At 56.1% G+C, this 16,328-nt stretch carries 16 protein-coding genes; 10 read left to right on the top strand and 6 right to left on the bottom strand.

Annotation, left to right across the window (positions count from 1 at the left end; genetic code table 11):
• Nucleotides 1-6: 6 nt before the first annotated feature.
• From ACA055_RS21615 to ACA055_RS21605, 3 genes are read right to left on the bottom strand one after another with little or no spacing between them, the layout of a single operon-like run.
• The gene (locus ACA055_RS21615) at nucleotides 7-960 is read right to left on the bottom strand and encodes a WxcM-like domain-containing protein (RefSeq protein ID WP_497680500.1); all 954 of its coding nucleotides are present in this window, start codon (nucleotides 958-960) and stop codon (nucleotides 7-9) included.
• The gene (locus ACA055_RS21610; RefSeq protein WP_497680499.1) at nucleotides 953-1,900 is read right to left on the bottom strand and encodes a glycosyltransferase family 2 protein; all 948 of its coding nucleotides are present in this window, start codon (nucleotides 1,898-1,900) and stop codon (nucleotides 953-955) included. Before ACA055_RS21610 ends, ACA055_RS21615 begins: the two co-directional genes overlap by 8 nt.
• Nucleotides 1,897-2,994, bottom strand: coding sequence for a DegT/DnrJ/EryC1/StrS family aminotransferase (locus ACA055_RS21605; RefSeq protein WP_497680498.1), 1,098 nt, complete (start codon nucleotides 2,992-2,994; stop codon nucleotides 1,897-1,899). Before ACA055_RS21605 ends, ACA055_RS21610 begins: the two co-directional genes overlap by 4 nt.
• Before the next feature lie 277 nt (nucleotides 2,995-3,271).
• Between ACA055_RS21605 and ACA055_RS21600 the strand changes: the two genes are divergently transcribed.
• The 6 genes from ACA055_RS21600 to fabF all read left to right on the top strand — a co-directional run bounded on the left by ACA055_RS21600 (nucleotide 3,272) and on the right by fabF (nucleotide 10,172).
• Nucleotides 3,272-4,282, top strand: coding sequence for a UDP-glucose 4-epimerase family protein (locus ACA055_RS21600; protein WP_497680497.1), 1,011 nt, complete (start codon nucleotides 3,272-3,274; stop codon nucleotides 4,280-4,282).
• Nucleotides 4,282-5,310, top strand: a complete 1,029-nt coding sequence (locus ACA055_RS21595) for an MraY family glycosyltransferase (protein WP_497680496.1) — start codon at nucleotides 4,282-4,284, stop codon at nucleotides 5,308-5,310. Before ACA055_RS21600 ends, ACA055_RS21595 begins: the two co-directional genes overlap by 1 nt.
• 107 nt (nucleotides 5,311-5,417) lie before the next feature.
• On the top strand, nucleotides 5,418-7,412 hold the full coding sequence (locus ACA055_RS21590; RefSeq protein ID WP_497680495.1) for a polysaccharide biosynthesis protein: 1,995 nt from the start codon (nucleotides 5,418-5,420) through the stop codon (nucleotides 7,410-7,412).
• 112 nt (nucleotides 7,413-7,524) lie between these two features.
• Complete coding sequence (locus tag ACA055_RS21585) at nucleotides 7,525-7,860, top strand: ComEA family DNA-binding protein (RefSeq protein WP_497680494.1); 336 nt, start codon at nucleotides 7,525-7,527, stop codon at nucleotides 7,858-7,860.
• 209 nt (nucleotides 7,861-8,069) lie between these two features.
• Nucleotides 8,070-8,864 (top strand): SDR family NAD(P)-dependent oxidoreductase, encoded by a 795-nt coding sequence (locus tag ACA055_RS21580; RefSeq protein WP_497680493.1) that lies wholly within the window; start codon nucleotides 8,070-8,072, stop codon nucleotides 8,862-8,864.
• Between the two features lie 33 nt (nucleotides 8,865-8,897).
• Complete coding sequence (gene fabF, locus ACA055_RS21575) at nucleotides 8,898-10,172, top strand: beta-ketoacyl-ACP synthase II (RefSeq protein ID WP_497680492.1); 1,275 nt, start codon at nucleotides 8,898-8,900, stop codon at nucleotides 10,170-10,172.
• On the opposite strand, the gene ACA055_RS21570 is transcribed toward fabF, so the two are convergent.
• Nucleotides 10,153-10,725 (bottom strand): TetR/AcrR family transcriptional regulator, encoded by a 573-nt coding sequence (locus tag ACA055_RS21570; RefSeq protein WP_497680491.1) that lies wholly within the window; start codon nucleotides 10,723-10,725, stop codon nucleotides 10,153-10,155. The two genes, fabF and ACA055_RS21570, sit on opposite strands and share 20 nt — an antisense overlap.
• Nucleotides 10,726-10,901: 176 nt before the next feature.
• Here ACA055_RS21570 and ACA055_RS21565 point away from each other — a divergent pair, with 176 nt between their 5' ends.
• Entirely contained in the window at nucleotides 10,902-11,555 is a 654-nt protein-coding gene (locus tag ACA055_RS21565) for a GntR family transcriptional regulator (protein WP_497680490.1), read from the top strand.
• Nucleotides 11,556-11,570: 15 nt separating this feature from the next.
• On the top strand, nucleotides 11,571-12,422 hold the full coding sequence (locus tag ACA055_RS21560) for an urea carboxylase-associated family protein (protein ID WP_497680489.1): 852 nt from the start codon (nucleotides 11,571-11,573) through the stop codon (nucleotides 12,420-12,422).
• Nucleotides 12,423-12,467: 45 nt separating this feature from the next.
• Here the strand turns inward: ACA055_RS21560 and ACA055_RS21555 are convergent, their stop codons facing one another.
• Nucleotides 12,468-12,635 carry a DUF2897 family protein gene (locus ACA055_RS21555; RefSeq protein ID WP_497680488.1) on the bottom strand — a complete coding sequence of 56 codons (168 nt, stop codon included), beginning with the start codon at nucleotides 12,633-12,635 and terminating at the stop codon, nucleotides 12,468-12,470.
• Nucleotides 12,636-12,759: 124 nt separating this feature from the next.
• Nucleotides 12,760-14,124, bottom strand: coding sequence for an ethanolamine permease (gene eat / locus ACA055_RS21550; RefSeq protein WP_497680487.1), 1,365 nt, complete (start codon nucleotides 14,122-14,124; stop codon nucleotides 12,760-12,762).
• 405 nt (nucleotides 14,125-14,529) lie between these two features.
• Here eat and kdpF point away from each other — a divergent pair, with 405 nt between their 5' ends.
• Together kdpF and kdpA are read left to right on the top strand one after the other, a co-directional pair.
• Nucleotides 14,530-14,619: a K(+)-transporting ATPase subunit F gene (kdpF, locus tag ACA055_RS21545; protein ID WP_007899818.1), complete on the top strand. Its 90-nt coding sequence runs from the start codon at nucleotides 14,530-14,532 to the stop codon at nucleotides 14,617-14,619.
• A gap of 8 nt (nucleotides 14,620-14,627) precedes the next feature.
• On the top strand, nucleotides 14,628-16,322 hold the full coding sequence (kdpA, locus tag ACA055_RS21540; protein WP_497680486.1) for a potassium-transporting ATPase subunit KdpA: 1,695 nt from the start codon (nucleotides 14,628-14,630) through the stop codon (nucleotides 16,320-16,322).
• The last annotated feature ends 6 nt before the right edge of the window (nucleotides 16,323-16,328 follow it).

The following is a 16,328-nucleotide window of genomic DNA, read 5'->3' as shown; positions in this document are numbered from 1 at the left end:
TGCCCACTAGTTTTTCGAACCTGTGATTTTTATAAAGTCTGAATAATCCCGAATGTAGTCGGCCGCGTCATAGTAATCTGAAGTGAACACCAGCAGCACTGCATCTTCTGAGTACTTGTACTGAATCCCCCATATCAAAGGCGGCAAATAAATGCCTTTGTTTGGAGCGTCGAGCATTACTTCCGCGCGGCTTAGACCGTCATCTACCACGACGGCACAACTTCCTTTGACGCAGATAAGGAACTGATGGCATTTATGATGAGCGTGTTCGCCGCGGGTTTTTTGGCTGGGTACGTTAAACACCAGAAAATAGCGCTTTGGAACAAAAGGGATTTCCTTCTCGAATTCCCCTACCGACAAATCTCCCCGCATGTCTGCGACGAATTTGAAGTTGTGTGTGGTGACATCGCCCACTCCAATCTTTGTGATTCCTTCCTGCGACTTCGTATCTTCAACGATTTTCGGTTTATCGCTGATGTCACTTGCCGCGGAATTCTCTACGTATCCGGTAATTCTCGCCGGTGAGCCTGTCACGATGGCATATGGAGGCACGGATTTGGTAACCACCGCACCCGCTCCAACCATTGCTCCCATACCGATGGTGACGCCAGGGAGGATGACGGCACCACCGCCGATCGAGGCTTTGTCATGTATTACCGTTGGCAAAAACGTTTCTGGGTAGACCTTTGAACGAGGAAATTTGTCATTGGTGAACGTGACGTTCGGACCTACGAACACATCATTACCAATTCGCAGTCCATCCCAAACATAAACACCAGACTTGATCGTTGTTCTATCGCCGATTACGACATCATTTTCAATCAAGCAGTGGGAGCAAATGTTTACATCCGAACCAATTACAGCTTCAGGAAAAATAACAACGTACTGCCAGACACGAGTGTTTTGACCGATCTTGGTACTTTTGACATCTGAACTAGGATGGATGGTTGGATTAGACATGACGGGATTGCTCCTGATTGTTCAGCTGTATGCTCACGACTGCCAACGGTCGCTGTTTGGTATTTTCATATGCCCGCCAGGCATAGGTGCCTACAAGGCCCAGACCCAATAGGTTCAAAGTGCCCAGCAGCAAGACCACGACCATGGTGGCGGCATAACCTGGTACGGCGATGGCGCCGTGAATTCGCGCAATGATGACCAGCAGGCCTATTGCAGCTGACACCAATGAGCCAATTGCGCCCATTTTTATCAATAGTCGAATAGGGTAATCGGTGAAGGCGAAGATGCTGTCCATCATATATTCCAGCTTCTTCTTGAACGTCCAGGCCGACTTGCCTTCCTGGCGAACCTGGCGGTCGTAATCGACGAATTTCCTTCTGAAGCCGAGCCAGAATATTAGTGCGATCAAAGAAGAGCGAGACTCTTCAAGCTTCAAAAGTTGCTCTTTGAACGCGTTGTTGCAGCCAAAGATGTCGACGCCACCCTTGGGCATATCGTGAACGACCAGCTTTCGGTAGAGACCCCAGAACATTGAAGAGGCCACTCGGCTGAAAAAGGGGTCCTTTCGGGCGTTGCGCGTACCAATGGCAACATCACATTCATCATTTGAAAGTGACTGAAAGAAGCTTATCAGCAGTTCCGGCGGCTCCTGCAGGTCTGCAGCCATGACGCCGAAGTATTCTCCGGTCGCTGCCATCAGACCTGTTCGAATCGCCGGGAATGAACCGAAGTTCCTCGAATGGGCAAGTAACTGCGCTGCAAACGGTAGGTTTGGCAGTTCTTTTTGAATCAACTCAAACGATGCATCCGGGCTGCCATCGACGACAAAAACCGCTTCTACCTCGTTATTCAGGCTCTCGTTGATTTCACCAAGGGCCTGAATCAAACGTGGAATGGATTCTGCGTTTTTGTAGACCGGGATGATGATCGAGTATTTCATGCAGCCCATCCATTGACTGCCTTGATCACTGCGCTGACTTCATCCTCTTCCATTTCTGGATAGCAGGGCAATGTCAAAATCTCTTTTGCCAAACGTTCGGTGTTAGCCAAGTGGTAGTCGGCGTGGACGTTCTTAAAGACTGGTTGTTTGTAGTCAGGAATCGGATAGTGAACCTCAGAGGCGATATCCAGGCCACGAAGATGTTGCTGCAGGGAATCCCGATTCTGGCTCTTGATGACATAGAGATGAGCGACCCAGGCATCACTTTTCCCTTGCGGATGAATGATGCCGGGTTGATTGATTTCGTTGCGGTAACGTTCGGCGATCTCATTGCGTCGCGCATTGCCCTGATCGAGGTGGGGCAGGAATTCGGAGAGAATGGCGGCTTGCATTTCGTCCAAGCGGCTGTTTCTGGCGCCGGCCAACTCCACGCAATATTTGGAGGACCACCCGTATTGACGTAGTTGTGCAACTCGTTGCGCAGTTTCAGCGGAGTTGGTCACTACTGCTCCGCCGTCGCCAAGCGCACCGAGATTCTTTGTAGGGTAGAAGCTAAAGCTGGAAGCATCTCCAAATGTGCCTACACGTTTGCCATGCATGCTGGCTCCGTGAGCTTGTGCGCAATCTTCCAAGAGTGGAATACCTTTTTCCGCACAGTAAGCGGCAATTTCCTGGATCTCTGGTATGGCTAAGCCGTAAAGGTGCGTCACGACGACGGCTTTGGCACCAGATTCAACGGCACGTTTCACTTCCGCAAGCGTCACGACCTGTGTTTCAAGGTCGACATCCATGAAGGTGGGTACGGCACCGATGGACAAAACAGAAGTGGTTGTGTACATGCCAGCATTGGCAACCGTGGCCACGGTCTCGCCTTTTACAACCCCCAGCGCCTTGAGGGCCAGTTCAATTGCGTCGGTGCCATTGGCTACAGATACGCAGTGGCCAGCGCCCAGGTAGTCGGCAAAGGATGCTTCAAATCGCTTGACCTCTGGTCCCAGGACGACCCATCCGCTGGACACCACGCGCTGAATAGATGCATTGATCTGATCTCGATATTTAGCGATTTTCGCGCTGAGATTGTTGATTTGCTGCATCGATGTACTCCCTTCGAGGCGTAGCCCGCTAAAATTATTTGATTTTGAATCACTTGCTGAAGCCACCCATCACGGCGAGGCGTTCCAGGCACTACCAGCGCTTTCCGTCAAAATTGGGGGGATTCTATCTCTCCCGGGAGTTTGCTCCAACCTGTGTGATGGCAATTAGTCTTGAACCAACGGGCTTTTAATCCACAGGCAGGGAACCAGAAGCCGGTGGGTCTGGGGGGAGGTGGCTCCCAACACACAAATTCAGCACTCAAAATGACGCCTTTTCATGATAGATTATTCCATTGCTATCTATTTTTTGAATCGGTTTGAAATGTCAAAAAAAATACTTGTGACCGGTGCGACGGGTTTTTTGGGAAATGCTCTGGTAAAGCATTTCTGCACTTTAACCGATACATTAGTTGTTGCTCCGCTCAGGAACTTGAATAGCAAGTTGCCCGATAAGGTAGAAAAGACTTATATATCAAATATAGATCAAGCCACTGACTGGACTCAGTCTTTCGCTGGAGTCGATGTGGTTGTGCATTCTGCGGCTCGAGTACACGTCATGCAGAAGAACTCGGCCCAATCGCTGGAAAAATTTCGCTCTGTGAATGTTGAGGGGACACTTAATCTTGCGCGCCAAGCAATTCAGGCCGGTGTTAAAAGATTTATTTTTATTAGCTCTATAAAAGTTAATGGGGAAATGACTACGCCAGGTCATGCATTTTCTGCTGATGATATTCCTCTTCCTTCGGATTCTTACGCCATCTCAAAATACGAAGCAGAACAACAACTCATGCAACTCGCCAATACGGGAGTGATTGAGGTTGTCATCATCCGCCCAGTGCTTATTTATGGTCCAGGTGTAGGCGCAAATTTTCAGCAGATGATGCGCTGGCTGGTGAAGGGCATTCCGTTGCCGTTCGGGGCCGTGGCTAATAGTCGAAGTCTAGTCTCACTGGACAATGTCGTGGATCTGGTCAAAACGTGTCTCGATCACCCCCGCGCTGCGAATCAGGTCTTCCTGGTAAGTGACGATGAAGATGTTTCAACGACCCAGCTAATGAAGCGTCTTGTCGCGCATTTGGGTGTAAGAACGTGGCTCGTACCCATTCCTGCCGGAGTGCTGAGTTTCCTGGCCGGCATGTTGGGCCAAAGCGCAACTGCGCAACGGCTTTTCGGCTCATTGCAGGTCAATATCCAGAAAAACCACGAAGTTCTGGGCTGGCGTCCACCGGCAAGTCTGGATGATGGATTGAAATCGACGGCGAAGCATTTTCTGGAGTCTCGCCAATAATGAAATATGCGTGGTTCATTCCGGTGGCTGTCGGTATCTCCTTTTTGCTGACGTCTACGTTACGCAAGTATGCAATTTCTCGAAGTCTGATGGACGTTCCGAACGCCCGTAGTTCCCATGTCGTTGCAACACCACGTGGCGGCGGTGTCGCGATTGTCGTGGCTTTTATCCTGTCGCTAGGTTTTTTGTACGCCGCGGGATTGATTTCCCCTTCGATTTTTTTCGCGATTGCCGGGGCAGGTGTCTCGATAGCGTTGATTGGCTTTATGGACGACCACGGACATATCGCCGCACGCTGGCGTTTGCTCGGTCATTTTACCGCGGCAGCCTGGCTTCTGGTCTGGATGGGGGGATTGCCTCCCATTGAGCTATTCGGCTTCGATATCAATTTAGGCTGGACAGGTCACGTACTGACAGCTTTTTATCTGGTGTGGTTACTCAATCTCTACAACTTCATGGACGGAATCGATGGCATTGCCAGTGTGGAGGCCGTTTGTGCCTGTCTGGGCGCCTGTCTGCTTTACTGGTTGGCAGGCCTCGACAATCTGATGTGGGGACCGTTGTTGCTCGCTGCTTCAGTCGCAGGCTTCCTGTTCTGGAATTTCCCACCCGCGAAGATTTTCATGGGGGATGCCGGCAGTGGATTTCTCGGCATTGTACTGGGTGGTCTTTCTCTGCAGGCGGCGTGGGTCAGTGCACCGATGCTGTGGGCCTGGTTGATTTTGCTGGGGGTATTCATTGTCGATGCAACGTTTACACTGCTTCGCCGTTTGTTGAGAGGGGACAAGGTCTATGAAGCGCATCGCAGCCATGCCTACCAATTTGCCTCACGTCGTTTCGGCAAGCATTTGCCGGTGACTATCGCTGTTGGCGTGATCAATGTGTTCTGGCTGTTGCCGATAGCCGTATGCGTGACACGTTTTGGTCTGGACGGTGCTCTGGGAGTCACTTTGGCTTACGCACCATTGCTTACGCTCGCTATAAAGTTCCGCGCAGGGGAAATGGAAGGCCCGTCGGCGAAGAACTAAGCAGCAACTAATATGTCATTTAGGTTTAGAGTGATCGCGAAGTGCCTTTCATATTTACTAGATTTAATGGGCGCTGCAAGGAGGGAATCAAGGTGTTTGAAGGGCTTATGGATAAAATCAGAGCGTACCTGGTAGGACTCCCTCGGCGTCGAAAAAGGTTGATACAGGTCTCCACAGACATCCTGCTGGTCTGGATTGCCTTGTGGTTGGCCTTCATCGTACGGCTGGGCCTGGACGATATGTACAACCCCTTGAAGGTTCATTTTTGGCTCTTCGTGTGTGCCCCGGTTATCGCTATTCCCCTGTTTGTGCGTTTTGGCATGTACCGCGCTGTCATGCGCTATTTCGGCAATGATGCCCTCATCGCCATTATTAAAGCCGTTAGCCTTTCGTCGCTTATTTTGGCTGTCGCTGTCTATTGGTACAGCAATCACGAAGCGGTGGTCCCGCGCTCCATTGTCTTTAACTATTGGTGGCTCAGCCTGGTCATCATTGGCGGCCTGCGATTGTGCATGCGCCAGTATTTTATGGGGGACTGGTTCACTGCTGCCCAGCACGTACCATTCACCAATCGAGACGACGGCCTCACCAAAGTCGCGATTTACGGTGCAGGCATGGCCGGTAATCAGCTTGTCGCGGCGCTCCGCATGGGCCGGGTCATGCGCCCCGTAGCGTTTATCGATGACGATCCGAGTATTGCCGATCGCTCGATCGCCGGGCTGCAGGTCTACAAACCCAAACACATCCAACAAATGATCGATGAAACAGGCGCACAGGAAATCCTCCTGGCGCTGCCTTCTTCTACTCGGGCACGCCGTAGGGAAATTCTCACGATGTTGGAGCGTTTCCCGCTTCACATACGGAGCGTCCCAAACTTCACCGATCTGGCCAGTGGCCGCGTAAAGGTCGAAGACATTCAGGAAGTGGACATCGCCGATCTGTTGGGCCGCGATTCAGTACCCGCGCAACCGGACCTGCTCGAGCGCTGTATCAAAGGTAAGACAGTCATGGTCACGGGTGCCGGCGGATCGATCGGCGCCGAGCTTTGCCGGCAGATTTTTGCACTGGGTCCGACCACGCTTTTGCTGTTCGAGCATAGTGAGTTCAATCTCTACAGCATTCTGTCGGAGCTGGAGCAGCGTGGCTGTCGGGAGTCACTGACTGTCCGTCTTCTGCCGATACTCGGTTCCATCCGTCATCAGGACAAATTGCTCGACGTTATGAAGACTTGGGGGGTCGACACGGTCTACCACGCCGCAGCTTACAAGCACGTGCCCATGGTCGAGCACAACATCGCCGAAGGCGTGTTGAACAACGTTATCGGCACGCTCAACACCGCTCAGGCTGCCTTGCAGTCAGGTGTGTCCAACTTTGTGCTGATCTCCACCGATAAGGCCGTACGTCCGACTAACGTCATGGGCAGTACCAAGCGACTGGCCGAGATGACGCTGCAAGCCCTCAGCCATGAAATCGCTCCGGTGCTGTTTGGTGACAAAGCCAATGTCTCCAGGGTCAACAAGACCCGCTTCACCATGGTTCGTTTCGGTAACGTGCTGGGATCTTCCGGCTCGGTGATTCCGCTGTTCCACAGCCAGATCAAGTCCGGTGGCCCGTTGACGGTCACCCACCCGAAAATCACCCGCTATTTCATGACCATTCCCGAAGCCGCGCAATTGGTGATCCAGGCGGGTTCCATGGGGCAGGGGGGTGATGTCTTCGTGCTGGACATGGGCGAGCCGGTGAAGATTGTCGAACTGGCAGAGAAGATGATTCACCTGTCCGGCTTGAGTGTTCGTTCGGAGAAAAATCTGCAAGGCGACATTTCCATCGAATTCACCGGGCTGCGTCCCGGTGAAAAGCTTTATGAGGAGTTGCTGATTGGCGACAACGTGTCGGCCACCCCGCATCCGATGATCATGAGCGCCAACGAAGATCATCTGCCCTGGGATGTGCTCAAAGGCCGTTTGAGGGAGTTGCTGATTGCCGTCGATCAGGATGATTACACCCGCGTACGCCAACTCCTGCGCGAAACCGTCAGCGGCTACACCCCCGACGGCGATATCGTTGACTGGATCTACCAACAACGCCGCCTCGAACCCTGATTGCTTCATATCCGGTAACAGACACACTTTTGACAGCTCCAACCCATCGCCTAAGTTTGAGAGGCAGCTTCGGAAAAGCTGCTTTCTCAATCGATGTCATGGAGCGTCATTTATGCGTACTGGCTACTTCTACTCTCTGGTTTTCGCCCTGCTCACCAGCGCCTCAATTGCTGCCATTGCTGCGCCGGCTGCGAAGCCAGAGGCTGGCAATCCTCCACTGGTTCTGGAGGTTTCTCCCAAAGCTCAATCCGGCAAGGTTGATCTGAATCAGGCCGATGCACCGACCCTGCAGCGCGAGTTGTCGGGTGTTGGTGAAGCCAAGGCCAAGGCGATTGTTGCGTATCGTGAGAGTAATGGGCCGTTTGCGTCTTTGGACGAGCTGCTCGAAGTGAAGGGAATTGGTAAAGCGATTCTGGATAAGAATCGCGAGAAGCTTGAGGTGAACTAAGCTTGTAAATCAGCGCCAAGAGGGCCGGTCATTGACCGGCCTTTTTGCTTTTTGGCGGAAGCTGCGATGTTTTACCTTCCGTCGAGATGGTAAAGATTACGGCTATCATATTCAGATAAGATTATGCCTATAATAAAAGAATCATTCGCCAAAGCGTTCTGAGTTTCAGGCGCTTGTCTTTCCTGCAAGCATCTCCCAGGAGCACAGTCATGAATTCTGTCCAGATCCAAGGTACGGCCCTCGTCACCGGTGCTTCTTCAGGTATCGGTGCGATTTACGCCGAGCGGTTGGCGGCGCGTGGTTTTGATTTGTTGTTGGTCGCTCGTGATCAGGAGCGGCTGGACGCGGCGGCCAGCAACCTGCGCGCCGAGCACGGCGTTCAGGTCGAGGTGCTCAAGGCTGACCTGACTCAAACAGACGACGTGCTTAAACTCGAACAACGCCTTCGCAGCGATTCGAGCATCAGCTTGTTGCTCAACAACGCCGGTGTTTCACTGGATGGTCTGTTGGCCAATGCGGACATGGATCAGGTGGAAAAGCTGATTCAACTGAACGTCACGACCGTTACGCGCCTCGCATCGGCGGCGGCCGCCAGTTTTGCCAAGGCAGGCCGGGGCACGATTATCAATATCGGCTCGGTGGTGGCGTTGTTTCCCGAGCGCTTCAATGCCACATATACCGCGAGCAAGGCGTATGTTCTTAGTCTCACCCAGTCGTTGAACGCTGAACTCGATGGCACCGGTGTCAAGGTTCAAGCCGTGTTGCCTGGCGTGACGCGCACTGAAATCTGGGAGCGTGCCGGTATCGATATCAACCAGATCCCGGCGGACATGGCCATGGATGCAGGTGAAATGGTCGACGCGGCGTTGTCCGGTCTGGACCAGGGTGAGTTGATTACCATCCCTTCGTTGCCGGATGCCGCCGACTGGGATGCCTTCGTTGCGGCGCGTCATGTGATGGCGCCGAATCTTTCCAAAAGCAAGGCCGCCGCGCGTTACAAGTGAGGCGCCTTCTAATCGGTTTGAGGTAATTGCGGTATGAATGATCGTCGAGTGGTTGTTACGGGCATGGGCCTGGTGTCTCCGCTGGGAAGCGGTGTCGAAGCCGTGTGGGCGCGTCTGTTGGCCGGGCGGTCCGGGTTAAGGAATTTGCCGGATGAGGTGATTGCCGATCTACCGGCCAGGGTCGGCGGCGTAGTGCCGACGCTGGCTGACGATGCCGAGGCGGGTTTCGATCCGGACCTGGCGACGCCGCCCAAAGAGCAGAAGAAGATGGACCGCTTCATCGTGTTTGCGATGGAGGCGGCGCGTCAGGCGTTGGAGCAGGCGGGTTGGCAGGCATTGGATGCCAAATCCCAGGAACGCACGGCAACCATTATTGGTTCCGGCGTGGGTGGCTTCGGCGCGATTGCCGATGCGGTGCGCACCACGGACAGTCGTGGCCCGCGACGTTTGTCGCCGTTTACCATTCCGTCGTTTCTGGTCAATCTCGCCGCTGGCCATGTGTCGATCAGTCACGGTTTCAAAGGCCCGTTGGGCGCACCGGTCACTGCGTGTGCGGCCGGGGTTCAAGCGATTGGTGATGCGGCGCGGCTGATTCGTTGTGGCGAGGCGGACATCGCGGTGTGCGGCGGCGCCGAAGCGGCGATCGATCGCGTCAGTCTCGCCGGGTTCGCGGCGGCTCGTGCCTTGTCCAGCGCTTACAACGACACTCCGGAGCGTGCCTCACGGCCGTTCGACAGTGATCGTGATGGTTTCGTCATGGGCGAAGGATCAGGCCTGCTGGTGATCGAATCCCTGGAGCATGCCTTGGCACGCGGCGCCCAACCGTTGGCGGAGCTGGTCGGCTACGGCACCAGTGCCGACGCGTATCACCTGACCGCTGGACCCGAAGATGGCAGCGGTGCGCAACGGGCGATGTCGCTGGCTTTGGCCCAGGCGGGCATTTCGCCGGCGCAGGTGCAGCATCTCAACGCACACGCCACGTCGACCCCAGTGGGTGATCTCGGGGAGTTGGCGGCCATCAAGGCGCTGTTCGGCACGGATAACAAGATTGCGGTGACCTCGACCAAATCTGCCACCGGACATTTGCTCGGCGCAGCAGGCGGGATCGAGGCGATCTTTACGCTGTTGGCGATTCGCGATCAGATCGTGCCAGCCACCCTCAATTTCGATAACCCGGATCCCGCCGCCCAAGGTGTGGACATCGTTCACGGTCAGGCGCGACCGATGGACATCGAGTACGCGCTGTCGAACGGCTTCGGGTTTGGCGGGGTGAATGCCAGCGTGCTGTTCAAGCGGTGGCAGGGTTAGTCCCGGACTGCTTGAGAAACTCGCGAGTGACGTCGAGAATCCGCTGAGCCAGCTCGGGATTCTCGACACTGCGTGCTAGCAGCAATGCCCCGACCAATGTCGACATGATGACGATGCTGCGATCGGCGGTGTCCTCGCCTTCAAGGGTGCCTTGTATTTGGCTGAGCCGTGCGTTGAGCACCACGTCAGTGGTCGGGCTCTGCTGTCCGCGCAGGCCGAGTTCCGATGACATCGTCGGCAGCGGGCAACCTTCATCGGGTGATGTCTTGTGCCATTCGGACAGATAGGCGTCGATGAACGCCTCCAGCGGTTGATCCTGTGCAAAGAGCTTGGCACAGGTGATGTCGACCTGATCGCCAGCAGCTTGCAACGCCTTCTCTACCAGTTCGTCCTTGGACTTGAAGTGCGAGTAGAAGCCACCGTGAGTCAAGCCCAAGGCTTTCATCAGCGGTTGCAGACCGGTGGCGCCAATGCCATCGCGGCGAAAGCGCGCTGAAGCCTCCTTGATAATGCGTTGATGGGTTTGGGCTTTGTGGTCCTGCGAGTAACGCATCTGGAATCTCCGCGACGATGCGCCATATTAACCAATGAAAATGGGATGGTGACTGTACTTCTACTTCTAAAAAGCATGCAGATGCGTCGATCTTGGTAGAAAGACCTGTTAACAAGTGGCACGAATAGTGATTACTCGTCAGCTGAGGATTGTTCAACAATCACGAGGCGATGAGCATGAACAGCGGACTGTCCCTGGCCGACCACATCACATTGGAGTTGCGCGCCGACATCATTGGCGGTCGTTTGCTACCTGGCATGGCGCTGGTGGAGAACGATCTGGTGTCTGCCTACAACGCATCCCGCAACACGATTCGCGAAGCGTTGCATCGCCTGGGGCAGGAAGGCCTGACCCTTTATGTGCGGAATAAGGGCGTGATGGTGCGCAGACTGGGCGTTGATGATGTGCGGGATCTGTTCCGGGTCAGGCGCACCCTGGAGTTGCAAGCCATCAGCGCGAGTCAGCCACTGCGCGACGATCAGTCCGACCAGATGCTTGAAGCCCTTGAGGCCACCGAGCTGGCCCGGGAGCGCGAGGACTGGCGCGCGGTCGGCACCCACAGCCTGGCCTTTCATCAACATATCGTCGGGTTGCTGCGCAGCCCGCTGTTCGATGAGTTCTTCACCAACGTCGTCGCGCAATTGCGCCTGGTGTTTTGCACTGCTCCCGATGAATCACGTTTTCAGGCGCCCTGGCTGGCGCGCGACCGGCAGATACACGAGTTGCTGGCCGAGGGTGACAAACGCGCGGCCGAAGACGCCATGAGCCTGTATCTCGACGATTCCGAACACCTCCTGTTGCAGCTCCTTGCTCCCACTTCCCATCACTGATCGAGGATTCGTGCCATGTACAAAGACTATCCGGCGGCTTATCAAGTCAGCAAAGGCTCGGCCTTGCAGGTGGACAAAGCCTTCTACGAGCGGGTACGCGATACCAAGGACGGACGTGAGTTGATCGAGTCATTCGAAGTGCCGATCCGCACCGGTCGCGCCTGGCACGTGCCGGCCGGGCATGTGTTTCGAGTCACTACGCCGGTCGGGCCACAAGTCGGGGATTTCAACGTCTGGAACGCCAACGATCCGCGTGAACGCTTGTGGGCCGCGCGGACCCGGCAGTTGCAGGGCGCGCACGTCAGCACCCATGACCGGCTCTGGTCGAACCTGCCTTTTTTACGGCCGCTGGTGACCATCACCGATGACAGCCTGGCCGGTTATGGCATCGACGAGCATGGGGGGCGGTTGCACGATTTGCTCGGCACGCGTTGTGATCCCTATGTGAACAAAATGCTTACCGGCGAGGACTTCCATCATCACTGCCACTCCAACCTGACGCGGGCGGTGTTACCTCATGGCCTGACCGAGTTCGACGTGCATGACGTGCTGAATATTTTCCAATGCACCGGCCTGAACCACGACGACATGTACTTCATGAAAGCCTGTCCGGCACAGAAGGGTGACTATCTGGAGTTCTTTGCCGAGATCGACCTGCTGTGCGCACTCTCGACCTGTCCGGGCGGCGATCTTTCGCTGGCGATGTGGGGGCCGGATGCGCAGGACCCATTGAGCGTGTGTCGCCCGCTGGGGGTGGAAATTTATCGGTTGGAGGATTCGCTGCTGGAGGGTTGGAGCCAGCCGGAGCGTGCGGCATACAAAGGGCTGCATGGCTTGCACATTGCCAAGGCGGATTGGGAAAAGTAAAAACGCAAACCCCCGTCATTCGATGAGAATGACGGGGGTTTTCTTTTAGCGGTCCTGCGCGTCCTTGGCGTCCGCTTCCGCGTTGCGTTCCGCGACGCGCTTACGTTGCTCTTCGGTCAGTTCGACCTTGTGGGCGGTGTCGCGCAACATCATCAAACCACCAACAATCGAGCCGATCGCAACGACCAGAATCAACCAGGCATACCAGGGCATAAGGCTCTCCTTGAGGGCAGGCCGATTGGCGGGTTTCGCCAATCGATCGTGCATACCACTTTGAGCGATTTATTTTCGCAGTGGTTCAATTCTATGCCTGTTATGGCAGCCGCACTGCGACTGTTTAGAGCCCGGTTAACATGGCGTCCGCTGGCGCATCGGCACGCAGTTGCGCGGTGAGCATGAAGTAGCCGAAACCCACCGCCATGAAGCCGAGGAAGATCAAGCCGATCAAGGTGTTGAACCAGGCCATCGCTACCAGGCACACCACCGCGAGCACCAGGGCAATGAACGGCACCAACGGGTAGCACGGCGCGCGGAAAGTGCGTTCCAGGTTCGGTTCGGTTTTGCGCAGTTTGAACAGGCTGAGCATGCTCATGATGTACATCACGATGGCGCCGAATACTGCCATGGTGATCATCGCCGCGGTCAGTGTCATGCCGCCCAGATTGATCAAACCGTCGCTGTAGATCGCCGCGATGCCGATCACGCCGCCGGCGATGATCGCCCGGTGCGGCGTCTGGAAGCGTGACAGTTTGGCCAGGGACGCCGGCAGGTAACCGGCGCGGGCGAGGGCGAAGAACTGTCGCGAGTAGCCCAGAATGATCCCGTGGAAACTCGCCACCAAGCCGAACAGGCCGATCCACACCAGCATGTGCAACCAGCCAGAGCTTTCGCCGACGACGGTTTTCATCGCTTGCGGCAGCGGGTCGTTGATGTTCGACAGGGTGCGCCAGTCACCGACGCCGCCAGCAAAAAACATCACGCCCATCGCCAACACCACCAGGGTCAGGATGCCGCTGATGTACGCCTTGGGAATCGTGCGTTTCGGGTCCTTGGCTTCTTCGGCGGCCATGGCAGCGCCTTCGATGGCGAGGAAAAACCAGATGGCAAACGGAATCGCCGCGAACATCCCGGCAATCGCCGGCGCGCCGAACACATCGGAACCGGCCCAGCCATTGAGCGCGAAATTGCTGAAGCTGAACGCCGGGGCGACCACGCCCATGAACACCAGCAGCTCAGCGACCGCCAGCACACAGACCACCAGTTCGAAGGTCGCCGCCAGTTTCACCCCGAGGATGTTCAGGCCCATGAACACAATGTACGCACCGACCGCCGCATGTTTTGGGTCGAGCGCGGGAAACTGCACGTTGAGATAGGCACCGATTGCCAGTGCGATGGCCGGTGGAGCGAAGACGAATTCGATCAGGGTGGCCAGCCCGGCGATCAATCCGCCTTTCTCGCCAAAGGCGCGGCGGCTGTAGGCAAAGGGACCGCCGGCATGGGGAATCGCGGTGGTCAGCTCGGTGAAACTGAAGATGAAGCAGGTGTACATGGTGGCGACCATAAAGGACGTCACCAGAAAACCGAGTGTGCCCGCCACACCCCAGCCGTAACTCCAGCCGAAATACTCACCGGAAATCACCAGCCCGACCGCAATGCCCCACAGGTGCAGCGTGCCCAGCGTGGGTTTGAGTTGTGTGTTCATGCGTTTGCTCCCTGAACGGTTTGGAAAGCTCGGGGAGGGTGTTTGCAGTGGGCGTGCCATTTTGTATTTGTGCGTCGTAAAGCGCCGAAAGCTGTCGTATCGGGGATTTTCGGTGCTGGATGTCAGTGTTTTGTGCGCCAGTTGGGAGCAGTGTCGCGTGTTATGCCGCCTTCGCGAGCAGGCTCGCTCCCACATTTGGAATGCGTTCGCCCAAACAACACTTCTCCCCTGTGGGAGCGAGCCTGCTCGCGAAAGCGGTCGCGCAAACACCGCTGTAACGAAGCCATAAACCCACTCTTTACGCATTCTTTATGCCCCGCCTTACTCCTCGCTCTCGTTCCTTTACAGCCTCCCTCCCGACAATGACTCCACACGCGGCAATACGCCGTAACACGGAGAACTTCCATGAGCGTTCTGGATGGGGTGTCACTGCTATTGGCAGTGGGGCTGTTCATTTATCTGTTGGTTGCGCTGTTGCGCGCGGACCGGAACTAGGAGCGGCTATGCACAGTTATGACTATTGGCTGATCCTCGCCTTCTTCGCCCTGGTGCTGATCCCGGCACCGTTTCTCGGGCGTTTCTACTACAAGGTGATGGAGGGGCAGCGCACCTGGCTTTCGCCCATCCTCGGACCGGTCGAACGCGGGTGTTATCGGGTGGCCGGCGTTGATTCGCAGGCCGAACAGAGCTGGCAGAAATACGCCCTGGCCTTGCTCGCCTTCAACCTCGCGGGCTTCTTGCTGTTGTTCGTGATCCTGTTGTTCCAAGGCTACCTGCCGCTCAACCCGCAAAACCTGCCGGGTCAGGAGTGGACGCTGGCGTTCAACACCGCCGTCAGTTTCATGACCAACACCAACTGGCAGGCCTACAGCGGTGAAGCATCGCTGAGCTACCTGAGTCAGATGGTCGGCCTCACCGTGCAAAACTTCGTCAGCGCCGCCACCGGTCTCGCCGTACTCGTTGCGTTGTGTCGCGGCATCGGTCGCAAGTCGACCAAAACCCTGGGTAACTTCTGGGTCGACATGACCCGCGCCACCCTCTATGGCTTGCTGCCGCTGTGCCTGCTGCTGGCGCTGTATCTGGTCTGGCAGGGCGTGCCGCAAACCTTCGCGCAGTACGTGAATGCCATGACCCTGCAAGGCGTCGATCAGGTGATCCCGCTCGGCCCGGCCGCCAGCCAGATTGCGATCAAGCAATTGGGCACCAACGGTGGTGGCTTCTTCGGCGTCAACTCGGCGCATCCATTCGAGAACCCGACAGCCTGGAGCAACCTGTTCGAACTGAGCTCGATCATCCTGATCCCGGCTGCGCTGGTGTTCACCTTCGGCCACTACGTGAAAGACCTGCGTCAGAGTCGCGCAATCATCGCCTGCATGCTGGCGCTGTTCCTGATCGGCGGCGCGACCTCGCTGTGGGCCGAATACCAGCCGAATCCGACCCTGAACAACGTCGCCGTCGAGCAGACCGCGCCGCTGGAAGGCAAGGAAGCGCGTTTCGGCACCACCGCCACGGTGCTCTGGTCGGTGACTACCACATCGGCGTCCAACGGTTCGGTCAACGGTATGCACGACAGCCTGAGCCCGTTGAGCGGCATGGTCGCGCTGGTCAACATGATGGTCGGCGAAGTGATCTTCGGCGGCGTCGGTGCCGGGCTCTACGGCATGTTGCTGAACGTGTTGATCGCAGTGTTCCTCGCCGGCCTGATGATCGGCCGCACCCCGGAATACCTCGGTAAAAAGCTGCAAGCCAAGGAAGTGCAATTGCTGGTGGTGACCTTGCTGGTGATGCCGGTCGGCGTGCTGGTGCTCGGCGCGATTGCTGCCAGCCTGCCTGGCCCGGTGGCAGCGGTGAGCAACCCCGGCCCTCATGGTTTCAGTCAGTTGCTCTACGCCTACACCTCGGCCGGTGCCAACAACGGCTCTGCGTTTGGCGGCTTCGGTGCCAACACGCCGTTCCACAACCTGATGCTGGGACTGGGCATGTTGATCGGTCGCTTCGGTTACATCCTCCCGGTGCTGGCCCTGGCTGGCAGCCTGGCGATGAAGAAAACCGCACCGATCGGCCAGAACAGCTTCCCGACCCATGGCCCGCTGTTCGTGACATTGCTGACCGTGACCATTTTGCTGGTGGGTGGTTTGACGTTTTTGCCGACACTGGCATTGGGCCCGATTGCTGAACATTTGAGCATGGGCTTCTAAGGAGTC

It is taken from the genome of Pseudomonas sp. LBUM1657 (assembly GCF_059716075.1).
This window is presented reverse-complemented; position numbering and strand designations above follow the sequence as displayed.